This window comes from uncultured Alcanivorax sp., from assembly GCF_947258575.1.
Classification (GTDB): Bacteria; Pseudomonadota; Gammaproteobacteria; order Pseudomonadales; family Alcanivoracaceae; genus Alcanivorax.
In genome coordinates, this window is sequence record NZ_CAMYIV010000012.1 from 459,423 (window position 1) to 479,811 (window position 20,389).

The 20,389-nt window shown below is 58.4% G+C and carries 20 protein-coding genes; 8 read left to right on the forward strand and 12 right to left on the reverse strand.

What is annotated here, in order from left to right; genetic code table 11:
- Window positions 1–16: 16 nt before the first annotated feature.
- Window positions 17–724: an START domain-containing protein gene (locus tag Q0Y02_RS15630; protein ID WP_297770519.1), complete on the reverse strand. Its 708-nt coding sequence runs from the start codon at window positions 722–724 to the stop codon at window positions 17–19.
- A 244-nt stretch (window positions 725–968) separates the two neighbouring features.
- On the opposite strand from Q0Y02_RS15630, the gene Q0Y02_RS15635 reads away from it, so the two are divergent.
- Both Q0Y02_RS15635 and Q0Y02_RS15640 read left to right on the forward strand, forming a co-directional pair.
- Entirely contained in the window at window positions 969–2,264 is a 1,296-nt protein-coding gene (locus Q0Y02_RS15635; protein WP_297770521.1) for a sialidase family protein, read from the forward strand.
- On the forward strand, window positions 2,254–2,904 hold the full coding sequence (locus Q0Y02_RS15640) for a hypothetical protein (protein ID WP_297770524.1): 651 nt from the start codon (window positions 2,254–2,256) through the stop codon (window positions 2,902–2,904). The genes Q0Y02_RS15635 and Q0Y02_RS15640 overlap by 11 nt, the downstream gene beginning before the upstream one ends.
- On the opposite strand, the gene Q0Y02_RS15645 is transcribed toward Q0Y02_RS15640, so the two are convergent.
- The gene (locus tag Q0Y02_RS15645) at window positions 2,856–4,400 is read right to left on the reverse strand and encodes a sodium:solute symporter (protein WP_297770526.1); all 1,545 of its coding nucleotides are present in this window, start codon (window positions 4,398–4,400) and stop codon (window positions 2,856–2,858) included. The genes Q0Y02_RS15640 and Q0Y02_RS15645 overlap by 49 nt on opposite strands.
- 76 nt (window positions 4,401–4,476) lie before the next feature.
- Window positions 4,477–5,073: a cold-shock protein gene (locus Q0Y02_RS15650; protein WP_297770529.1), complete on the reverse strand. Its 597-nt coding sequence runs from the start codon at window positions 5,071–5,073 to the stop codon at window positions 4,477–4,479.
- Window positions 5,074–5,341: 268 nt separating this feature from the next.
- Here Q0Y02_RS15650 and Q0Y02_RS15655 point away from each other — a divergent pair, with 268 nt between their 5' ends.
- A complete protein-coding gene (locus Q0Y02_RS15655) occupies window positions 5,342–6,388 on the forward strand; it encodes a GNAT family N-acetyltransferase (RefSeq protein WP_297770531.1) in 1,047 nt (348 codons plus the stop codon).
- Between the two features lie 340 nt (window positions 6,389–6,728).
- Here the strand turns inward: Q0Y02_RS15655 and Q0Y02_RS15660 are convergent, their stop codons facing one another.
- From Q0Y02_RS15660 to Q0Y02_RS15695, 8 genes are all read right to left on the reverse strand, one after another.
- Window positions 6,729–7,094: a hypothetical protein gene (locus Q0Y02_RS15660; protein WP_297770533.1), complete on the reverse strand. Its 366-nt coding sequence runs from the start codon at window positions 7,092–7,094 to the stop codon at window positions 6,729–6,731.
- A 194-nt stretch (window positions 7,095–7,288) separates the two neighbouring features.
- A complete protein-coding gene (locus Q0Y02_RS15665) occupies window positions 7,289–9,196 on the reverse strand; it encodes a M48 family metallopeptidase (protein ID WP_297770536.1) in 1,908 nt (635 codons plus the stop codon).
- A 10-nt stretch (window positions 9,197–9,206) separates the two neighbouring features.
- Complete coding sequence (locus tag Q0Y02_RS15670; RefSeq protein WP_290510005.1) at window positions 9,207–9,794, reverse strand: LemA family protein; 588 nt, start codon at window positions 9,792–9,794, stop codon at window positions 9,207–9,209.
- 375 nt (window positions 9,795–10,169) lie between these two features.
- Window positions 10,170–10,625, reverse strand: coding sequence for an Mpo1-like protein (locus Q0Y02_RS15675; protein WP_297770540.1), 456 nt, complete (start codon window positions 10,623–10,625; stop codon window positions 10,170–10,172).
- A 229-nt stretch (window positions 10,626–10,854) separates the two neighbouring features.
- A complete protein-coding gene (cyoE, locus tag Q0Y02_RS15680; RefSeq protein WP_297770543.1) occupies window positions 10,855–11,766 on the reverse strand; it encodes a heme o synthase in 912 nt (303 codons plus the stop codon).
- Window positions 11,767–11,768: 2 nt separating this feature from the next.
- On the reverse strand, window positions 11,769–12,839 hold the full coding sequence (locus tag Q0Y02_RS15685; RefSeq protein WP_297770547.1) for a COX15/CtaA family protein: 1,071 nt from the start codon (window positions 12,837–12,839) through the stop codon (window positions 11,769–11,771).
- 13 nt (window positions 12,840–12,852) lie between these two features.
- Window positions 12,853–13,467, reverse strand: a complete 615-nt coding sequence (locus tag Q0Y02_RS15690; RefSeq protein ID WP_297770550.1) for a hypothetical protein — start codon at window positions 13,465–13,467, stop codon at window positions 12,853–12,855.
- Window positions 13,467–14,222, reverse strand: a complete 756-nt coding sequence (locus Q0Y02_RS15695) for an SURF1 family protein (protein ID WP_297770553.1) — start codon at window positions 14,220–14,222, stop codon at window positions 13,467–13,469. Before Q0Y02_RS15695 ends, Q0Y02_RS15690 begins: the two co-directional genes overlap by 1 nt.
- Before the next feature lie 161 nt (window positions 14,223–14,383).
- On the opposite strand from Q0Y02_RS15695, the gene Q0Y02_RS15700 reads away from it, so the two are divergent.
- The gene (locus Q0Y02_RS15700) at window positions 14,384–14,641 is read left to right on the forward strand and encodes a twin transmembrane helix small protein (protein ID WP_052042991.1); all 258 of its coding nucleotides are present in this window, start codon (window positions 14,384–14,386) and stop codon (window positions 14,639–14,641) included.
- Between the two features lie 473 nt (window positions 14,642–15,114).
- Here the strand turns inward: Q0Y02_RS15700 and Q0Y02_RS15705 are convergent, their stop codons facing one another.
- Window positions 15,115–15,444 carry a DUF1820 family protein gene (locus Q0Y02_RS15705; RefSeq protein ID WP_297770556.1) on the reverse strand — a complete coding sequence of 110 codons (330 nt, stop codon included), beginning with the start codon at window positions 15,442–15,444 and terminating at the stop codon, window positions 15,115–15,117.
- A gap of 400 nt (window positions 15,445–15,844) precedes the next feature.
- On the opposite strand from Q0Y02_RS15705, the gene coxB reads away from it, so the two are divergent.
- Genes coxB through Q0Y02_RS15725 form a run of 4 tightly spaced genes read left to right on the forward strand, consistent with a single transcriptional unit; the run spans window position 15,845 to window position 20,186 of the window.
- Window positions 15,845–17,053 (forward strand): cytochrome c oxidase subunit II, encoded by a 1,209-nt coding sequence (gene coxB / locus Q0Y02_RS15710; RefSeq protein ID WP_297770559.1) that lies wholly within the window; start codon window positions 15,845–15,847, stop codon window positions 17,051–17,053.
- Window positions 17,054–17,067: 14 nt separating this feature from the next.
- A complete protein-coding gene (gene ctaD, locus Q0Y02_RS15715) occupies window positions 17,068–18,675 on the forward strand; it encodes a cytochrome c oxidase subunit I (protein WP_035249166.1) in 1,608 nt (535 codons plus the stop codon).
- A gap of 27 nt (window positions 18,676–18,702) precedes the next feature.
- On the forward strand, window positions 18,703–19,278 hold the full coding sequence (locus Q0Y02_RS15720; RefSeq protein WP_277673012.1) for a cytochrome c oxidase assembly protein: 576 nt from the start codon (window positions 18,703–18,705) through the stop codon (window positions 19,276–19,278).
- Between the two features lie 29 nt (window positions 19,279–19,307).
- Window positions 19,308–20,186, forward strand: a complete 879-nt coding sequence (locus tag Q0Y02_RS15725; RefSeq protein WP_035249161.1) for a cytochrome c oxidase subunit 3 — start codon at window positions 19,308–19,310, stop codon at window positions 20,184–20,186.
- Window positions 20,187–20,389: the final 203 nt, after the last annotated feature.

Here is a 20,389-nt window from a genome sequence, read left to right on the forward strand (position 1 = left end):
CTTTGTTACGTTTTGGTTATTTGCTGCTGTCCAAAACGGCCGCCGGGCGACCCGGCCCGTGCAGGTCCAGGTAGTCGTAGTAATGATTCTGGTATTCCGGCTTGCTGACGATGCGGCGTAACCGCTCCAGGGTGAAGTAGGGGGCGTCACGCAGCAGGATGTTGGCGATCCAGGCGGGAATGTAGCCGCCGGGGTCGAGAATCAGCTCGTAGGTCATTTCCACTTTCTGGTCGCCCAGGCGGCGAAAGCCCAGTTTTCCGGTCATTTCCGGGAAACGGATATATTCATTGTTGGGGGGCAGGGCATCAGGGCGGTTGATCAGGTCCACCATCACCGATTCTTCGTCTTCAGTCAGGGTCTGGGTGACCTTGGCCCGCAAAACGGCTTCACGATCTGCCAGTGGCCAGGGAAGCTGCGTGGTAAAGCGCAGGGAGCGATCCAGCGGGCTGATCCGGTTGAACTCTTCCGCACTGTCTACAAAATGCAGCCATTTGGGATAGGACGGATAATCATTGAGCAGGGCGACCAGGGAGTATTCATCCGCCAGCGTAAAGCGGGTCACGCCGCGGAAGGTCTTCAGTCGGGACTCATCCCGGTGCTTCATATAGACCTGAATGTCGTTGCGGTCGCTGACCAGCTTCCAATCCTGGAGTTCGTCGCTGTCGGCAGCTCGGGCAAAGATGGCAACAAAGAGTGCCAGAAAGAGAACAATGAGTCTGTCCATAGAAAAGGGGGTGTCCTTGCATGCCTGTTATTGGAATAAGGTGCGGCGGCATTATGCCATTATTGAGATACCGCTGAACATATTTTGACCGTTGCCGTATATTTCTGCCGCACGCTTCGGACAATCGGTTGCCATTCGGCGCTTCGATGGCAGGCAATTTTATGCTGTTTTGCTAGACTTGCCTGCCGCAGGTCGGCGCACCCGATTCGCTGACGCAATAAAAATGGTTTTTGGCCAGCTATCTATGCTTAAACGTGCATTTCATCTATTTGTTGGGGCTGCGTTGGTGGCGGGGTATTTTGCCGCTTCGCCGTCCCATCTCTGGCAGCCCGGCCCAACCATGGTGGTGGAACCACAGGGCAAGGTGCCGGACAACTCCCAATGGCGTAGCGCCTTCGTGTCCGACGGGGATACCCCGTTGGTTCATGCCGCTTCCATGGTGGAGTTGCCGGATGGCACCCTTCGCGCCTTCTGGTTCGCTGGCAGCCGTGAAGGGGCGGCGGATGTGGCCATCCACTCCTCGGTGTTCGATCCGCAGTCGGGTTCCTGGTCCAATGAAGAGCCGGTCATCACCCGGGAGCAGATTGCCCAGGGGTGGGGGCGGCATGTCCGCAAGCTGGGCAATGTGGTGCCGGTTCTTGATGAAGATGGCCGTATGCGCCTGTTTGTAGTGGCGGTCAGTTTTGGCGGCTGGGCAGCAAGTCGGCTTGTGGTGATGGAATCCTTTGATCAGGGAAAGAACTGGCGCTTCGATCAAGCGCTGATCACCACTCCCTTCCTCAATATCAGCACCCTGGTGAAAACGGCTCCCATTCGTTATAGCGATGGCACCATCGGTCTGCCGGTTTATCATGAGATGATTGGCAAGTTCGGCGAAATCCTGCGGCTGAACAAGGACAGTCAGATTCTCGGCAAGGCCCGTATCGGCCATGGCCGCAAGGCCATCCAGCCTCTGGTGCTGGTAGACAGTCCTACCCATGCGGTTGCTTTCCTGCGTAATGAGCATGAACCCAACAACGGCTTTCTTTATCAGTCAGAAAGCCACGACGGTGGCTGGCAATGGGAGGCACTGGAATATTCTTCCCTGGAAAACCCCAGCGCAGCGTTGAGCGGTCTGGCGATGGAAGAAGGGCACTGGCTGGTAGCCGCTAACTGCAATCGTCTTGAGCGGGACGATCTGTGCATACGGGAAACCCGTGATGGTGGCCGAAGCTGGCAGGAACGCTGGACTTTCCATGACCGGGAGCGCTGGCGTGGTGAGGAAATGACCGAGCAGCAATTCAGTGCGTTGATTGAGCCGGAGCTGGACAGTGATGTCTTGCCGGAAGAAGAGGAGCAGCTGCTGGATCGGGCTCGTCACAACAAGTGTGACGGTCGACTCGGCTGTGAATTCCAGTACGACTACCCCTACATGATTCGTTCCCGTAATGGTGATCTGCACATGGTGTACACCTGGAACAAAACCGCGATTCGCCACGTCTGGCTGAAAGCGGATTCTCCCAGCAAGAACATCGGCAAGGAGCAGAATAATGACGCTTGATATTCTGGTCTGCGCCCTGGTGCTGGTGGCGGTACAGTTGCGTATCAGTGCATCGCTGTTATCCGTGCGCGGGCGGATCATTCTGTCCGTGGTGGTGTTCGTCTGGGCTGTACTGCCATTTCCCTGGGGGCTGGCCCCGTGGGTGATCAGCTACCTGGCAGGCTTCAGTATCACATCGGGCCTGCTGGCAATCCTGGCGATCCAGCATCGCATTGCCGGTCATTACTGGCTCCCCCTGAAACAGCTGAGGGGCGCCTGCCTGATGCTGGTATTGATGGCGTTGTGGTTCTACCCGATGAGCATGGGGTCCAGTTATGCCGACCCCTATGCCCTGGGCTTTGGCAATTTCGGCTTCAGTACCGCGCTGTTGCTGCTGGGATTGCTGGCCTGGGTGCTGCGCGCTTATGCCACCTGTTTGATCCTGGTGGCGGCGCAACTGGCCTTTGGTGCCGATCTGCTGGTCAGTGACAACCTGTGGGACTATCTGATTGATCCCTGGTTGGTACTCTGGGCGGCGGGCTGGCTGATCCGGGATCGGCTGTTGCAGGCGCGGGCCATGCCTGCCCCGAAACAGTCATCCTCTGAGGTTAATCAGCCCCGTGAATCGGCCGACAAATCTGATGCTCTGGCCGGCCAGTAGCTGGCCGCCAGATACCCCACCACAAACATCAGCAGATTGCCGATCAGACCGGTGTAGTAGAGATCGAAGGGGGCGCTTAGCGCCTCCGGCAACACCCCCTTGTTGGTCAGCACAGTCCAGCCGGTGAACACCAGTGTGCAGGCAATCCCGCACCAGGCTGCCCTGGCATCTCCCCGGTTGCTGAAAAAGCCCAGCAGATACAACCCCAGCATGCCGCCGCCCAGCAATGACACCAGAATGGTGGAGGTGTCCTGCAGGGTTTTGGTGTCCGCCTTGTTCAGCCACAGTGCCCCGGCAATCATCAGGCCGGTGACGGCCACGGCGATGCCCCAGGCGACTTTCAGGTAATGGCGGTCATCCTGGCCGGGGTTGAAGTGGCGCCGGTACAGATCTACCACGCTCACCGTGGTCACCGAGTTGATGCTGGAATCCAGTGAGCTCATGGCAGCCGCCAACGCCGCCGCAATTACCAGACCGGCAACGCCTGCGGGCAGGTAATTGGTGATGAAGTAGGGCATCAGGGTTTCGGCGCGGGCCTCGCCGCTGAGAATGGCGCCGGCCTGCACATCCGGGTAGACCTGAAAGAAGACCCACAGGGCGGTGCCCAGAAACATGTAAAAGGCCCAGATCGGCAGGGCAGTGAACAGGTACACCCACAGCCCCTTGCGGGCTTCGGCGGTGGATTGGGAGGCACAGTAACGCTGCACGGTATTCTGGTTGCTGGAATATTCAGTGAGCCAGTTGGTCAGGCCGATCAGCAACATCATGGTGGCGGTCTTTTCGCTCAGCGACAGCGACCAGGAGGTTTCGCCGGGGGCGCCATCCTCCCAGGGAGCCAGGGCAAATTTACCGGCCTTGCCGGCCTGATCAACAATTTGCCCCAGTCCGCCGGGGAGCGCATCGAGTATCACCCACAGGCACAGCAGGCCACCGAGTAACAGCACCACAGTCTGCAGCACGTCGGTCCAGATCACCGCATCGATCCCGCCAATCACCGTGTACAGCCCCACAAAGAGGCCGCCCAGCACAATGGCGGTGGGGGGAGACAAGTCGGTGACCTGCTGAATCAGCAGGGACAACAGCCACAGGATCATTGCCAGGCGCACCACCTGTGCCACCAGAAAGGCGACCGCGCCATACACCCGGATCGAGGGTCCGTAGCGTTGTTCCAGAAATTCGTAGGCGCTGGTCATGTTGCCGCGCCGGAAATAGGGCAGGAAGACAAAGGCCGCTACCAGCATGGCCGGCAACAGGGCCAGGTTGGGCAGATAGCGTAGCCAGTCGGTCTTGAAGGCGTCGGCGGGGTAGGCCAGAAAGGTAATGGAGCTGATGGAGGTACCCACCAGTGACAGCCCAATGACCCAGCCGCGAAAGCGACGGCCGCCAACGAAATATTCCTCGGTACTGGTATTGCGTCGGGAAAAGTAGATACCGATGCCCAGTACGATACACAGGTAGCCTGCCAGGACCACCCAGTCAGCCGTTGCCAATGTCATTATTATTTTCCACTACAGGCAGCATGCTGCACGCAACACACCACCGCGTGCGGCATGTTGCGTGTGGCGTGATGCGTTACTGTTCGATGTAGACGTTATCGGCCTGTTCGCCGCGGTCGGACATGCGGGTATCAAAGCTGACCCGGGTACCGGTGCGCAGGCTGCGACGGCCGCCGTTCTGGACTGCCTTAAAGTGCACGAACAGTTCCTCGCCACTGTCGGTGAGGATAAAGCCGAAGCCCTTGTTGGGGTTGAACCACTTCACTTCGCCGCGTTGCTGGCCGTTACCGCCCAGAGGCAGTTTGGCCGGTATCAGTTTACCCAGTGGCAATAGCGGCAGCAGGTAGGCCAGTACCGGCAGCCACAGCCACCACTGCTCTGCAAACACCACGCTGCCATGGCTGGCTACCAGGCCGGCCAGGTAGAAAAACACCGCCACATGCAGGGGCAGGCGCTGGCCACCGCCAAGCAGGCAGACCAGATTTACCACCGCGGCCAACAGCAGGCCCAGGCCGGTTTGCTGACTGTGAATGTTGGAAATTTTCACCACGGCGAGATTCTCGTGGAGGGTGACCAGTGCCATTTCCGGAGCGAACAGCAGCCAGGCGCCAGGAATGGCCAGTAACAGGGCTGCAACGACATAAAAAACGGTCAGGGGTTTGGAGACATTCATGAAATTGACGTTACCTTGTTGAGCAATGAGTGATAAAAGTAGCCGCTTCTGGCCATTACGCCGCTGCTTCGCGAAGAATATGCGGTCACAATGGGTGGCGCTGGCCTGAAACAGTCTCAGTAAACCGCCGGAAAACGAGGCGGTATTGCACGGCGCCACTGTTTGCGACGAGATCCCAGCCGTCGGCACAGGTTATCGAGCCGTACAATTCGCGCATTGTACCCAAGCCGGCGGCGAAACTCATGCGGCATGCTCATTTGGAGTGACAGTGTCTGTTTATCCGTTCCTCAGCGACGCCTTTTTCGATGCCCTGCAAGGCTGTGGCGCCGTTACCCCTAAAACCGGCTGGCAGCCTTGCCACCTGGAAACCGCTGCCGGCTGGATGCCTCTCTATGCGCGCAGCCATTCCCGGGGCGAGTATGTGTTCGATTACAGCTGGGCGGACGCCTATCAGCGCCATGGCCTGGATTACTACCCGAAACTGGTGACCTCAATACCCTTTACGCCGGTCACGGGTCCTCGCTGGCAGGGTGACATTTCTACGGATTCGCTCTGGGGTGGGGTGCAGGAGGCGCTGAGAGAGCAGCAGGCCAGTGGCTGGCACCTGTTGTTTCCGGATACGGCCTGCCGGGAACAGTTACAGGAACTGCCGCTGGTATCGCGCCAGGCCTGTCATTTTCGCTGGGTTAACCGGGATTATCGGGATTTCGATGATTTTCTGGGCCAGTTTCAGTCCCGCAAGCGCAAGAACCTGCGCAAGGAACGGCGTCGCGTTCAGGAACAGGGGCTGACCATTACCCGTCATCAGGGAGGGCAGATCAGTGCCAGCGACTGGGCATTCTTCTACCAATGCTACGCCAGCACCTACCTGAAACGGGGTCAGCTGCCCTATCTGAACGAGGCATTCTTCTCCACCGTGGGCGAGCGGCTGGCGGGTCAGCTGATGCTGGTGCTGGCTCGGGATGGAGACCGGCCGGTGGCCGCGGCGCTATATTTTTTCGACGCAGATTGTCTTTACGGGCGCTACTGGGGATGCCTGGAGGAGCGTGACGGCCTGCATTTCGAGCTGTGCTATTACCAGGGCATCGAATTTGCCATCGAGCGGCAGCTGGCGGCGTTTGATCCGGGGGTGCAGGGGGAGCACAAGATCCTGCGCGGCTTCGAGCCGGTGATAACCTGGTCCATGCACTATCTGCGTGAACCGGCTTTTCATGACGCCATTGCGAATTTCTGCCGGGAAGAAGCGGCGCACGTGCAGCGTTACCGGGAAGAGGCCATGACCCTGCTGCCGTTCAGAAAAGGGGGCGGAGACTAGCTACGAGCTACGCTGGTTGGGTAGGGAAATGGTGGAAAGTTCCTCAGACCTCGGCATTTCTACGAAGCCGCTGTAGGAGCTATGCTTGCCCCCAGGGGATCTGCGACATGCGAACCGCGCCTGCGCGGAAATCGCCCGCAGGGCGATCAGGCATTTCAGAGCTCGACAGGTTTCCGAAAGCAGGGGACAGACTTTGAACTTTACCCCCTCGCTACGCTCGGTTCGCACCTCAAGCGGTGCTCCTACATTGAATCTTCAAATCCTCGCAAAGGCTGGAATCGCGCCGCCAGCGACGCTCCTACGGAAAGCGGGATTCTGCCCGACGGTTTCTTCCTTGGCGTCAGGCCGCCACTTGCTGCTCGCGCTGGTAGTAAAGTGCCATGGTGACCAGGTCGCAGAGATCGGCGTTGGGGTGGTCCGGGGATTTGGGGCCCAGGCTGGCGGTGACATCTTCCAGGTCTGAACCTGCCGGGTCATTCAGGTCTGCCAGAAACTCCCAGGCATGGCCGTGGTGATCCACCAGGGTGCCGGTATAAATCCCGTCGTCAAAACGGCAGACGCTGGAAAAAACCGTGCTATTGATGTTGAACCCTTGGGTTTTCACCCAGGCGGTCAGGGCAGGGTCCAGGCTGCCGTCTCTGAGTTGCGTGGTAGTGCTGGCGACGGCATCCCAGGCATTGCGGGTGCTGGCTTTGTTCGGTTCCATGGCGTCTTCCTCGGCCTTGCTCTTGGATCGTCCCTGAATCATCACTGCTTATCACACCCCCTGCGACCGGTGGCAGGATTCTGGCGATGACTGCATTTTGCCTGCAATCTCAGGCAAACACAGAGGTGATTTGCTGCAAAGAGTGTAGGAAATATCGCACAAATGAACATTATTCATTTTTTTGATGTGCGCATTTATCGGTGTTGATTGCCAGCAAAAAGCGGCGGTAGCGGGCACTCCATCAAGGCTGCCATGGCGCGCAGCATCTCGGCTTCACTCACCTGCACCTTGCCGTCAGTTAGCACCAGGTCCGCCAGCCCGTCGATCACCGGGCCCTTGAGCAGGGGAGACAGGTCGGCAAGCCGATCCAGCGCCTGCCCCAGGCGCTGACTGCTGCACTGGGACAGTGGCAGCAAGGTACGGGCCTCGGGCAGCAGCCCATGGCTGGCTTGCCGGAACAATGCCCGGGCCTGCTCGTCGCGAGCGCCGCTGGCCCAGGTCATCACCGAAAACGCCAGTTGCAGTTCGCCGGCTACCGCGCGGTAGCGGTGGAAACGGGTATGGCGATTGCGCCGTGCATGGTCGTCGAGTTGCTGGCGGGCCAGGGCCACCAGTGCCCACTCGAACAGGGTGGTGCGCTGGTCTGCCCGGGTCAGAGTGGCCAGTCGCTCCAGAATCTCCCTGCGCTGGGCCGAGGGTTGTCCTTTAAGTGTGGGGAGTGCCAGATCGATGATGGGCAGACGCAGGCGGCTGCCCAGATCGGACAACTGCTGGCTCAACGATTGTAATGCAGGCAGGTGCTCACTCATGCCGGCGCTCTTGAGCAGGCTTTGCGGATCGCTGTCCGAGCTGCTCATGATCAGGGCATACAAGGCCAGTTCTGCCTGACCGGGGTTGTGAAGCTTCTTGTGCAGATCTGCGGGAATGGCTTCCAGCAGCGAGCGGGCATAGCCCACATCGGCCTCACTGACGGTGCCCACCCGGCGGGAAGGTGCCGGGCCGGCCCCGGCCGAGTCACTGCTGTTGGCTTCACTGCCGCCACTGAACGCAGCCACACCTTCCGGCACAGACGCCGAGGGGGCAACATCCGACTGACCGCCACTGCGCGCCCGTGTGCGTGCCCGGGCCACCCAGTCGTTGCCCAGGGCGCCGAGGCGTTCGTCCAGCGGTGGATGAGTGGCCAGCAGATTGCGAAAGCGAAAGCCCAGGGTTTCTCCGAAGCACATATGGCTCATGTCTTCGGCGTGTACGGAATCCAGATGGGAGCCATTGCCGTTACGGATCTTGATCAGCGCACCGGCCAGCCCGGCCGGGTTACGGGTGAACTGCACCGCCGAGGCGTCAGCCAGCAATTCCCGCTGTCGGGAAATGGCGGCCTTGATCAGCCGCCCGAAGAACAACCCCAGATAGCCCACCACCACCAGCGCCAGGCCAACCAGCACCAGGCTGTTACCCTTGCGATTGGATGTGCTTCGCCGGGAGGAGCCGCGCAGCATGAATTCGCCGATCTTGCCCAGCGCCAGAATGCCTGCCAGCACGGCAATCAGGCGCAGGTTGAGGCGCATGTCGGCATTGAAAATATGGCTGAATTCGTGGGCGATGACGCCCTGCAGTTCGTCCCGGTCGAGTTTCTTCAAGGTGCCGTGGGTAACCACCAGCACGGTTTCGGAAGGGCGAAAGCCGGCCACAAAGGCGTTAATGGCCTCTTCTTTGTCCAGTACATACAGCTGCGGGGCGGGGATGCCGGAGGCAATGCTCATTTCCTCCACCACATTGATCAGTTTCTTTTCGTCGCTGTGGCGGGTGTCCGGGTCAATCGGGCGAGCGCCCAGCATGGCGGCCAGGCCCTTGCCGCCCCTGCGTAATTTCCAGCTCTTGAACAGGCAGCCGCACAGCATCACCAGTAGGGTGAACACGCTGATCCCCACTGTCATGGGGTGCGTGAGCCACTGGCCGAGAGGGAGTTGCACGTCCATCCAGGCAAATGCCAGCAGTAGTGCCAGATTCACACAGACCAGAATGGCAACAACGGCCAGGAAAAAATACAGGACCAGCAGCCCGGTCTTGCGGCGAGCCCGCTCCTGATGCTGAAAGAAATCCATGGTCGCCGACTCAGAAGCTGACTTTCACTGCTTTGCGGGCTTCCTCGGTCTCGATTTTCAGCAGCTGGGCTTCCTTGAAGCTGCCGAACAGGCCGCCAATAAAGTTCTGAGGGAACTGTTCGCGATAGGTGTTGTAGTTCATCACCGCATCATTGAATGCCTGACGGGCAAAGCCGATGCGGTTTTCCGTACTGCTCAGCTCTTCCATCAACTGGGCCATGGTGTCGTTGGCTTTCAGATCCGGGTAGTTTTCGCTGAGCGCGAAGAAGTTGGCGAGGGAGCCGGATAGCAGGGATTCAGCCTTGCCCAGATTGCTTACCGCGCCACCATCGTCAGGGTGTTCCGCCGCCGCTTTCTTGGCACTCACTGCCTGATTACGGGCCTCGATCACCTGGGTCAGGGTGTCCTTCTCGTGGCTCATGTAAGCCTTGGCGGTTTCCACCAGGTTGGGGATCAGATCGTGGCGGCGCTGCAGCTGCACATCAATCTGCGCAAAGCCGTTCTTGAAACGGTTCTTCAGGGCAATCAGGCGGTTGTAGACGGCAATGATGTAGATGATAACGGCGACGATAACGCCGATAAAAATAAGAGTCCCCATGACGATAGCCTTCCCCGTGCAGTTTTATTGTGGCTATAAACTACTGCAAAACTCGTAGAGGGGAAAGAAGGGACTACGAAGCCGCTGTAGGAACGGAGCGTAGCGGAGTAACGCACGTAGTTCCGTGCGGCCCGAAGGGTGAGCGAAGCGAATACACCTCTTGAGGTGCGAATCTGAGCCCTGGCGAGGTGATCCTTGCTTCAATGCTTTATCAATAAAATGCTTTTGGTGGCGCTAACCTCTAACGCATCCCTCGCTATCGCTCGGTTCGCACCTCGAGAGGTATTATTCGCTTCGCTCACCCTTCGGGCCGCACGGAACTACGTGCGTTACTCCGCTACGCTCCGTTCCTACAGTGGTTTCGTAGAGAGGCTGTCAGTATTTGATACCCCACTTGCGATACAGGAACCCCATGATCCAGGCCGGGCCGATCATCAGGTACTGGATGTCCTCGAAGAAGGAGGGTTTCTTGCCTTCCACCTTGTGTCCCCAGAACTGGCCGATCCAGGCGACCACGAACAGTACCAGGGATACCCAGAAGACGCTGGCACCGCTAGCGGCTATCAGGGACAGGACGAACAGGCAGGCCAGACTGAAAATCAGCATGCCCAGGGCAATGGGGCGGGAAAGGCGAGCATAGTAGAGGGTAACGCCAACCAGGGTGAGAAAAGCCCAGAAGCCGGCAAAGAAGGGGGCCGGGATGGCCCACAGGAAACCCACGATGCTGAAGAAAATGACTGGTACACAGACAAAGTGGACTTTCTTGTTGGTGGGGTTCTGGTGGCTTTCGCCGTAGGCGTCCAGCCACTCATCCATGGTGCGCGTTGTCATGAGGTCCTCCCGGTTTGTCGTTATACAGCCAGTATAACGCCAACAGGTGGGCGGGATGCGAGGGGCAATTGATAGTGGATAGTTGAGAATCGATAACGGCGCGGATGGGCTGCTCCGTAGCCTGAAAGCAAAGAGGCCGCGCCCAGACATTGAGCGCGGCCTCCTGGGTTGGAGAATCTCAAAATCTGGCTCGCGCCAGTTATCAATTCTCCATTCTCAATTGGTCTTTTTACGCTCCCAGCCACCCGGCCACGGTCTGTGGCGTCACCGGCAGATAGTGGTCGACCAGCAGCGCGGTAAACAGCGCAAAGAGATAGGTAATGGAATAGCCGAAGGTTTTCATCGGCAGCTTGGGGTCTGTGGAAAACCGCAGCCGCACTGCATGGTAAAGAAACACCAGCCCCAGAATCAGCGCGCTGAGCAGGTAGATCAGGTCGCTCATGCCGGTCAGATAGGGTAGCAGGGTGCAGATAAACAACAGGATGGTGTAGTACAGCACCGACTCCCGGGTGAACGGGATGCCGTGGGTCACCGGCAGCATGGGAATGTCGGCCTTGGCGTATTCGTCGCGACGGTGAATGGCCAATGCCCAGAAGTGCGGCGGTGTCCAGACGAAGATGATCAACACCAGCAGCCAGGCATAGGGATGCACCTCGCCGGTGACAGCGACCCAGCCCAACAACGGCGGGATGGCGCCGGCGATACCGCCAATCACGATGTTCTGTGGTGTGGCGCGTTTGAGATAGAGGGTATAAATGAAGGCGTAGCCGACAAAGCCGAACAGGGTGAGCCAGGCGGTAATCGGGTTGACCAGAAAATACAGCATGACCATGGAGGCCGCCGCCAGCAGTATGGCGAAGGCAATGGCCGCTTTCGGGCTCAGCTTGCCGGCCACCAGCGGGCGCTTCTCGGTGCGCTTCATTATCGCATCGATTTTCTGGTCCATGATCTGATTGATGGCCGCGGACGACATCATCGCCAGAGTCAGCCCCAGAAAGGCCGGGATGAAGATGTGCATCGGCACCATGCCGGCCGGCTCGGTGGCCAGAAACATGCCGGCCACGGCGGTCACCATCAGCAGCATGACAACCCCGGGTTTGGTCAGGGCCAGGTAGTCGCGCCAGGTGGCGGGTTGGCTCATGGTCACGCTCCTTGCGCTTTGGACGATGTGGACGGAGACGGTTGGCTCTGGCCGCATTTCACATTAATTGCGCGGATGAAGAGTACCAGACTGGCGAGCAGCAGTACGGCCACAAAATTGTGGGCTACAGCCACATCCAGAGGCACGGCAAACATCACATTACTCAGCCCCAGGGCGATTTGCACCACCAGCAGGGCGAAGATCCCCAGTGCGAAATTGCGGAAGAATACACTGCGTGCGCGGATCAGAATCTTGGCTACCAGTGCCAGCACCAGCAAGGTCACCAGCAAAGCGCCAAAGCGATGCATCACGTGGATGGTGGTGCGGGCATCGTTATCCAGCACGCCGAACTCGTAGTCCGGCTTGTCATGTTCGTGGCCCCAGAAAATAAAGGCCTCGTCGAAATCCAGGCGATCCTGCCATCCTTCTTCGCACACCGGCAGGTCGGTACAGGCCACCGCCGCGTAGTTGCTGGCGGTCCAGCCGCCCAGGGCGATCTGCAGGATCACCGCGACCAGGGTGATGGAGGCAATCGGCTTGAGCATGCGCACGTCGCAATCATTGAGAAAGCGGGGCCAGCGGTAGAGGCGGGCAGTGAGTAACACCAGCAGGGTAAAGGTGGTGAAGCCGCCCAGCAGATGCAGCATGACGATGGTGGGCTGCAGACCCATGGTCACCGTCCATTTGCCGAGAATGCCCTGGAAGATCACCAGCACTACCAGAAACAGGGGTAACTTGAGCGGCTGCTTTTCCTGCTTGCGGTTAATGAAGGAGAGAGCCGCGATGATCAGTATCACCAGGCCCAGGGTAGAGGCGAAATAGCGGTGCACCATTTCCGGCACGGTCTTGTGGGCTTCGCGCAGGCTGCCGGGCAGGGTTTCGTTGGTGGTATTCACATGGTCGATGGCCTTGCGGACATCCAGGTGACCATAGCAGCCGGGCCAGTCCGGACAGCCCAGACCGGCATCGGAAAGGCGGGTCCAGGCGCCGAGGATAATCACTACGGCAACCATGAAAACGGCCAGCAATGACAGCCGGCGCAGCCAGATTTGTGAAGGAGTAAGCGCTTGCATAGATAGCGTTCCGTTAACCGATCAGAGACCCTTTCAGGGTGCGTTTGAGATCGACGCGGATGTTTTCCGCCTCTTCCAGGGTGGCATCCATGTTCTCGTGCGTGGGGTAACGCATGAAGATCTGGCCGTCCGGGCTGACCAGGAAAATATCGCCAATCGGTTCACCGGCGGTGGTTTCATACACCGGCGCCAGGGCGTTATTCACGGTTTGTGGTTCGGCATAGATCGATACCATGCCTTTCACGTTGTTGTTGAGGAATTCGTTGAGGGAGTCCCCTGCCGGAGCGGTATGCAGGATGACCCGTCGCACCCGGTCTACGTCTGCGCCGAGCGTCTGGCGCACCTGGCGCATCTGGTAATACAGGCCGTTCTTGCAGCGGGTGTCGCACTCGCTGCCAGCCACATAAAGGATAGTCCAAAGGCCGGTCATGTCGTCGCCGGTGTAGGCGTCGCCATCGTCATTGGCCGCTTTCAGGGTGGCCATGTCGATATGGGGAATCAGTAGCTGCCCCTTGTTTTCCCGCGGCAGTTCCCACGGATCGATCAGAAAGCGGCCCGCCAGAAAGAACAGGACAAAAGGAGCAACGATCGCCGACAGGGTGGCAATGTTCTTGGTGCGTGGAGACATTAGGCGTGTTCCTCTCGCGTCTTTCGCCGGTTGCGCACGGCGGCGGCAACATATATCAGCAGGGCTGCCATTGCCAGCGCAAACCACTGCAGCGCATAAGCCTTGTGCTTGTCCGGGCCCATGGGGGCGATGTCCTGCCAGGGGCGTGGCAAGGGAGGGTGACCGCCCAGAGCCAGATCCGGGCGCACCCGGATTTCGAAGGGCGCCAATTCTACCCCAAGTTTTTCGCCAATGGCGTCAAAATCCACTTTCTGTACCCGTAAAGGCCACTGATTGTCTGGCAATGGAGCGTTCTGGAGCACAAATGTCTCCCGGGAAGGGCGATATACCGTCCCTGCCACGGTTATCCGGCCGTTGATGGCGGGGATCTCGGGTAATTGTTCCCGCCGGGCTCCGCGAGGCAGCCAGCCCCGATTGATCAGTACCCAGTGGTTGTCCCGGGTCTGCAAGGGCGTTAACAGGTGATAGCCGGCTATGCCGTTGCGGATGCGGTTGTCCAGCAGCACGTTATGGGTGTTGTCCAGCTTGCCGGAGACGGCGGCTTGCCGGTGCAGGGGCGCCGGGTCGGCCAGCAAGGCAGACAAATCTGCCGCAGGCTGACGGGCTTTCTCTTCCTGAGCGGCCAGCCACAGCCGCTTTTCCTCTGCCCGCTCCAGTTGCCACCAGCTCAGCCGCAGGCAAAGGGCGACAACCGCAAGGGTGGCCAGAAAGGCGATCCAGGATAGAACCGGGTTGCGGCTCATGGTGTTTGACATGATCTTTGCTCTCGCGGCTGCAGCATCCGTTCTGAACGGGGTGCAGCGCAATAGTGCGTGCACTGGCAGGTGCGGCCATTACAATGGCGGCACATTGTACATAGTAAAACCCGATTTGCCGCCAAGTGAGGGTGAAGGGGCCATCGAGACGGAGTGATTTTATGTGGTGGGTGAAACTGATTGTCATCGTGCTGTTGATTGCGGCAGTGGTTTCGCTGGGGCGGGCCCTGTTCTCCCTGGTCAAGGACGACGGCAAGTCCGGCAAGACCATGCGTGCCCTGGCCTGGCGGGTAGGCTTTTCGGCGGTGATCTTCCTGTTCATTCTGCTGAGCATGGTGATGGGCTGGATTCAGCCCCATGATGTGAACCCCACCAAGCGTTATGGCCAGCCCATCGAGCAGACTGACCAAGCGCAATAGCCGCTTCTATTAATAGAAGGCGGTTGTAAAAGTCAGGTAAAAGCGCGTTACCACCTCGAACTTATCCCCTCGGCAGGCCTCTGACCTGCTGAGCCCGCCGGGTGCGGGCAAATGTGGTGAAGGGTCAGTTAAGGATGACCAGGGAGCAGGATGCGCTTCACCCCACCCCCTAATTGTCTGGAGGCTGCGTTATGGAATGGATGACCCGAGTCATGGTGGTTCTGTTCGTGCGGCTGCTGGCCCGCGCCGAGCAGGTGGCGCTGAATACCGGCGAGCCGTTGCGGGATTCGTTCAAATCCCGGGTTTGAGGCCGATAGTGATTTTTTTATCCGCTGACGGAACCTTTATCGTTCTCGCCGGACAAATCATGTAAGCAAGACACGTTTTCTCCTCTTGTAACATCAGGCAACCCTCGGGGCGTTCAGCGAGACTGGCGCCCTTCTTTTTTGCCTGTTGCCCATAGAGGAGGGGTCTTACTTCTTCGGTGCCGGCCCGGGGGGCATGGGGAAGGCCGTGATGTTGCCGCCACTGGATTCGATGATCTTGCCTACACCTTCCTTTTCTACCTCATCGATACGGATGACCGCGTGCAGGGGAATAAAGGAACGCATCACGTCGTTGAATTCCCGCTTCAGCTTTTCCTCTCCCGGGTCCACCACCAGGCTGGCCCTTTCCCCGAAGAGAAACTCCTCAACCTCGACAAACCCGTACAGGTCGCTTTGGTATATCTGCGAGGCATAGATCTCGTACACATGACCCTGATTCTGGAATATCACCCGGTAGATTTGACGTCGTTTTGACATGGATGTGGTACAAGCTGTGTGTGGTAAAGGGGAGCGGAGTCTAGCACGATGAGGAGGGCTCGTATCTGCCTGAAAGGCTTGATAAACCCTACCTTTCGGCTGGACTTTGGCCAAGCGAATGACTAGAGTTGGCGCCCATATATGCAGTGGGGCAATTTGCCGCACCTGTGGCGATCTGGTGAAATCGACCGTGCTGATTTCTAGCTATTTGATTTTATTGGGTTTTGCCGTCCGCACGATCCCTGTTAGTGGCCGCCCCCTTGGTCACTGAGGTCTGCGTGACAAGGCGTTGGCTGCGGCTCCACGGCATCATCCTGAAACTTCGCTTTCCAGGTGCCGGTGACGGCAAAGAACAAGCGTGCCCTACGAGGCCATGCTGGGGAAAACAGGGAGCAAACGCATGCAGTCAACTCTGTTCCACCGCGCGGCGGTTGGTCTGACGTCACTGATGATCAGTGGTATGACCTTCGCCAGCGACTGGACCGAACGTTCCGAACTCGACCTGCGACCAGGGGTGACCCAGGTCAGTCAGGATATTCAAGATCTTCACACCACCGTTCTCTGGATTGTGACCGTCATTGGTCTGCTGGTGTTTGGCCTGATCGTGTACTCCATGATCCGCCACCGCCGCGCCAAGAACCCCAATCCGTCCTCCTTCCATGAAAACGTATTCCTGGAAGTGCTCTGGACCGTGATCCCCTTCGTGATTCTGATTGCCATGGCGGTGCCTGCTACCCGCGTTCTGGTGCAGATTGACGACAGCGCCGAGTCCGAGCTGACGGTGAAGGTAACCGGCTACCGCTGGAAGTGGAGCTACGAGTACCTGACCTACGAAGACGATAACGATATTGGTGTGTCGTTCTTCTCCAACCTGGCCACGCCGCCGGAGCAGTACAACAACCCGGTTCTGGCCGGCGGTTTGTTCCCCTATGGCACCGCGAAAGAGCTGGTTGGTAAGGAAGCTCCCGAGAAAGATCACAACTACCAGCTGGAAGTGGATAACAAACTGATCATCCCGTCAGGCCAGAAAGTTCGCTTCCTGGTGACCTCTGACGACGTGATCCACTCTTTCTGGATCCCTGATTTCGGCGGCAAGAAAGACGCTATCCCCGGTTTCGTCAATGAAATGTGGGCGCTGGTGCCGGAAGGTAAAGAAGGCACTTACTACGGTCAGTGTGCGGAATTGTGTGGCAAGAACCACGCCTTCATGCCCATTGCTGTAGAGGTAGTCACTCAAGACGAGTTCAAGACCTGGGTTGCTGAAGAGAAAGAGAAAGCCGCTTCCGGGCCGGATCTGACACCCTTCACCGGTCTTGATCAGGCCATGGAAGAAGGTAAGCAGACTTACGCCAGCGCCTGTGCCCTGTGCCACGGTGCCAATGGTGAAGGCGGTATCGGTCTGCCGTTTGCGGGCACTGACTTCGCGACCAAGCCGGAATACCTGAACGAACACATCGATGTGCTGGTCAATGGCCGTGCTGCCATGCCCGCATTCAAGGCTCAGTTGACCCCGCGCCAGATTGCGGCAGTGGTCACCTACGAGCGTAACGCTTTCGGCAACGATACCGGCGATCTGATCCAGCCCGCCGACGTTAACGACCACGAATAAGGGAGGGGATAGCAATGTCTACTGCAGCTGCAACCCATGATGATCACCACGATCATCACCACGCCCCGACCGGCCTGAAACGTTGGCTGTTCAGCACTAACCACAAAGATATCGGTACTCTGTACCTGTGGTTCAGCTTTGCCATGTTCCTCGCTGGCGGCTTCATGGCCATGGTAATCCGTGCCGAGCTGCTCGAGCCCGGCATGCAGTTTGTCGATCCGGAATTCTTCAACCAGATGACCACCGTGCATGGTCTGATCATGGTGTTTGGTGCGGTAATGCCCGCCACGGTTGGCCTGGCCAACTGGATGATTCCATTGATGATCGGCGCGCCGGATATGGCGCTGCCGCGGATGAACAACTGGTCCTTCTGGATTCTGCCGTTCGCCTTCACGATTCTTATTGGCTCTGTGCTGATGAGTGCCTTTGGTGACGGTAACCCCAGTGCGCCGAACTTCGGCTGGACCTTCTACGCACCGCTGTCCACCAAATATGGCCCGGATTCCACGGACCTGTTTATCCTGTCCGTTCACATGATGGGTATTTCTTCCATCATGGGCGCCATCAACGTGGTCGTTACCGTCTTCAACATGCGTGCCCCGGGCATGACTCTGATGAAGATGCCGCTGTTCGTCTGGACCTGGCTGATCACCGCCTTCCTGCTGATCGCGGTAATCCCGGTACTGGCCGGTGCAGTGACCATGATGCTGACTGACCGTCACTTCGGCACCAGCTTCTTCGATGCCGCCGGCGGCGGTGACCCGGTACTGTTCCAGCACGTGTTCTGGTTCTTCGGGCACCCCGAGGTGTACATCATGATCCTGCCGAGCTTCGGTATCGTGTCAGCGATCATTCCGGCCTTTGCCCGCAAGCCGCTGTTTGGTTACGCCTCCATGGTGTACGCCACCGCGTCCATTGCGCTGCTGTCCTTCGTGGTATGGGCTCACCACATGTTCACCGTAGGCATGCCGCTGGCCGGTACCCTGTTCTTCATGTACATGACCATGCTGATCTCCGTACCCACGGGTGTGAAGGTGTTCAACTGGGTGGCTACCATGTGGCGCGGCTCCATGAGCTTTGAGCTGCCAATGAAGTGGGCGATTGCCTTTGTGGTGCTGTTTACCTGTGGTGGTCTGTCCGGCCTGATGCTGGCGATTACCCCGGTGGACTTCCAGTACCACGACACCTACTTCGTAGTGGCTCACTTCCACTATGTACTGGTGACCGGCGCCATCTTCTCCATCTTCGCTGCTGCCTACTACTGGCTGCCGAAGTGGTCCGGCGTGATGCCCAACAAGACCCTGGGTGAACTGCACTTCTGGAACTCCCTGATTTCCGCCAACCTGCTGTTCTTCCCCATGCACTTCGTGGGTCTGGCCGGCATGCCGCGTCGTTACGCTGATTACGCGCTGCAGTTTGCGGACTACAACTTCTGGATTTCCATTGGTGGCTTCTGGTTCGGTCTGTCCCAGCTGCTGTTCCTGGCGGTCGCCGTGCTGTGCGCTATGAAGAAAGGCGAAAAAGCAGCGGCCAAGCCGTGGGATGGGGCCGAAGGTCTGGAATGGGAAGTGCCGTCTCCGGCGCCGTTCCACACCTACGACACCCCGCCGGTGGTCAAATAAGTCCGGTAACGGGCAGGAGCGGGCACCATGAGTGAAAAACAGCTCAGCGTGGAAGAACGCAACAAGCGTACGCTGAAAAAGCTGTTGATCTGGGCGGTAGCCATGTTTGGCTTCGCCTTCCTCATGGTGCCGTTCTATAACGTTATCTGTGACATCACCGGCCTGAACGGCAAGACATCCAGTACGGCCGCCACCGACGTTCCCGAACAGGTGGTGGCGGATCGTACCGTGACGGTGGAATTCATTACCCAGAAAGGCGACGGCATCAGCGGTGAATTCACCTCTGAGACCAAGCGGGTCAAGGTGCACCCGGGGGAAATTACCCTGGTACATTTCTATGCCAGCAACCCGACCTCAAAGGACATGATTACCCAGAGCATTCCTTCCGTAACACCGGGGGAAGCTGCGCGCTACCTGCACAAGACCCAGTGTTTCTGCTTCGACCAGCAGACCCTGGCCGCAGGGGAGCGTAAGGACATGCCGATGATTTTCTATCTGGACCCGGAAATTCCACGTCATATAAACCAATTCACTCTGTCCTATACGATCTTCGATGTGACAGAGCGGGTCGCCGGTAAAAATAACAGCGTGGCTGTGAACTGATAACAGCCGGTTGTAGAGGAGATTTTCGAATGGCTACTGACAAGTATTACGTTCCCGAGAGCAGCCCCTGGCCGTTGACCGCGTCCATCGGCTTGTTCCTGACCGCCATTGGCGGTGCCAAGTTCATCCAGCAGAGCACCATGGATACCATGGAGCCGAACTTCTTCGGCAAGCCGCTGTTCTTCATCGGTCTGGCCTGGTTGCTGCTGGTGATTGCCGCCTGGTGGCGCGATACCATCAAGGAATCCGTGGGCGGTCTGCACAGCAATCAGCTGGGCGGCTCCTATCGCCAGGGCATGTTGTGGTTCATCTTTTCCGAGGTGATGTTCTTTGCCGCCTTCTTTGGCGCCATGTTCTACACCCGCTGGTTGATCATTCCGTGGCTGTCCGGGGAAGGCTCCAACGCCATGACCCACGAAGTGCTGTGGCCGGGTTTCCAGGCCATGTGGCCGCTGACCGTTACCCCGGACGGTACCACCACCACCCCCATGGGTGCCTGGGGTCTGCCGGCGATCAACACTGCCATCCTGCTGGTCAGCTCCATTACCCTGACCATTGCCCACCATGCCCTGCTGGAAAACCAGCGCGGCAAGCTGATCATTTTCCAGGCCATTACCGTGGTACTGGGTGTTATCTTCCTGGGCCTGCAGGGTCTGGAATATGTGCACGCCTATGACATGGGCCTGACCCTGGATGCGGGTATCTACGGGAGCCTGTTCTTCCTGCTCACCGGTTTCCACGGTGCCCACGTGACCATCGGCACCATCTTCCTGTTCATCACCCTGATCCGTGTTATCAAGGGACACTTCAGCCCGGATAACTGTTTTGCCTGGGAAGCAGGTGCCTGGTACTGGCACTTCGTTGACGTGGTCTGGCTGTTCCTGTTCGTGACCGTTTACTGGTTGTAAGCAGGTCGCAGCAGCACGCAACACGCTGCAGGTAACACGAAAAAAGCCGCGCTCAGAAAGGGGCGCGGCTTTTTTAGTTGAAAGTTCAAAGTTGAAACGCGGGCCAGAGACTCAGGCGCTACCAAGTTGTCGCCGCGATTAACGGTAATTCGCGGGCACGGAACTTCAGAACAAAACCCGCCGCCCCGCGCTTTTCAACTTTC

Bases quoted from the DNA above. Each gene is read 5' to 3' on its own strand.
- Q0Y02_RS15630 (WP_297770519.1), bottom strand. From the start codon at position 724: ATGGACAGACTCATTGTTCTCTTTCTGGCACTCTTTGTTGCCATCTTT.
- Q0Y02_RS15635 (WP_297770521.1), top strand. From the start codon at position 969: ATGCTTAAACGTGCATTTCATCTATTTGTTGGGGCTGCGTTGGTGGCG.
- Q0Y02_RS15640 (WP_297770524.1), top strand. From the start codon at position 2,254: ATGACGCTTGATATTCTGGTCTGCGCCCTGGTGCTGGTGGCGGTACAG.
- Q0Y02_RS15645 (WP_297770526.1), bottom strand. From the start codon at position 4,400: ATGACATTGGCAACGGCTGACTGGGTGGTCCTGGCAGGCTACCTGTGT.
- Q0Y02_RS15650 (WP_297770529.1), bottom strand. From the start codon at position 5,073: ATGAATGTCTCCAAACCCCTGACCGTTTTTTATGTCGTTGCAGCCCTG.
- Q0Y02_RS15660 (WP_297770533.1), bottom strand. From the start codon at position 7,094: ATGGAACCGAACAAAGCCAGCACCCGCAATGCCTGGGATGCCGTCGCC.
- Q0Y02_RS15665 (WP_297770536.1), bottom strand. From the start codon at position 9,196: ATGGATTTCTTTCAGCATCAGGAGCGGGCTCGCCGCAAGACCGGGCTG.
- Q0Y02_RS15670 (WP_290510005.1), bottom strand. From the start codon at position 9,794: ATGGGGACTCTTATTTTTATCGGCGTTATCGTCGCCGTTATCATCTAC.
- Q0Y02_RS15675 (WP_297770540.1), bottom strand. From the start codon at position 10,625: ATGACAACGCGCACCATGGATGAGTGGCTGGACGCCTACGGCGAAAGC.
- cyoE (WP_297770543.1), bottom strand. From the start codon at position 11,766: ATGAGCCAACCCGCCACCTGGCGCGACTACCTGGCCCTGACCAAACCC.
- Q0Y02_RS15685 (WP_297770547.1), bottom strand. From the start codon at position 12,839: ATGCAAGCGCTTACTCCTTCACAAATCTGGCTGCGCCGGCTGTCATTG.
- Q0Y02_RS15690 (WP_297770550.1), bottom strand. From the start codon at position 13,467: ATGTCTCCACGCACCAAGAACATTGCCACCCTGTCGGCGATCGTTGCT.
- Q0Y02_RS15695 (WP_297770553.1), bottom strand. From the start codon at position 14,222: ATGTCAAACACCATGAGCCGCAACCCGGTTCTATCCTGGATCGCCTTT.
- Q0Y02_RS15700 (WP_052042991.1), top strand. From the start codon at position 14,384: ATGTGGTGGGTGAAACTGATTGTCATCGTGCTGTTGATTGCGGCAGTG.
- Q0Y02_RS15705 (WP_297770556.1), bottom strand. From the start codon at position 15,444: ATGTCAAAACGACGTCAAATCTACCGGGTGATATTCCAGAATCAGGGT.
- coxB (WP_297770559.1), top strand. From the start codon at position 15,845: ATGCAGTCAACTCTGTTCCACCGCGCGGCGGTTGGTCTGACGTCACTG.
- ctaD (WP_035249166.1), top strand. From the start codon at position 17,068: ATGTCTACTGCAGCTGCAACCCATGATGATCACCACGATCATCACCAC.
- Q0Y02_RS15720 (WP_277673012.1), top strand. From the start codon at position 18,703: ATGAGTGAAAAACAGCTCAGCGTGGAAGAACGCAACAAGCGTACGCTG.
- Q0Y02_RS15725 (WP_035249161.1), top strand. From the start codon at position 19,308: ATGGCTACTGACAAGTATTACGTTCCCGAGAGCAGCCCCTGGCCGTTG.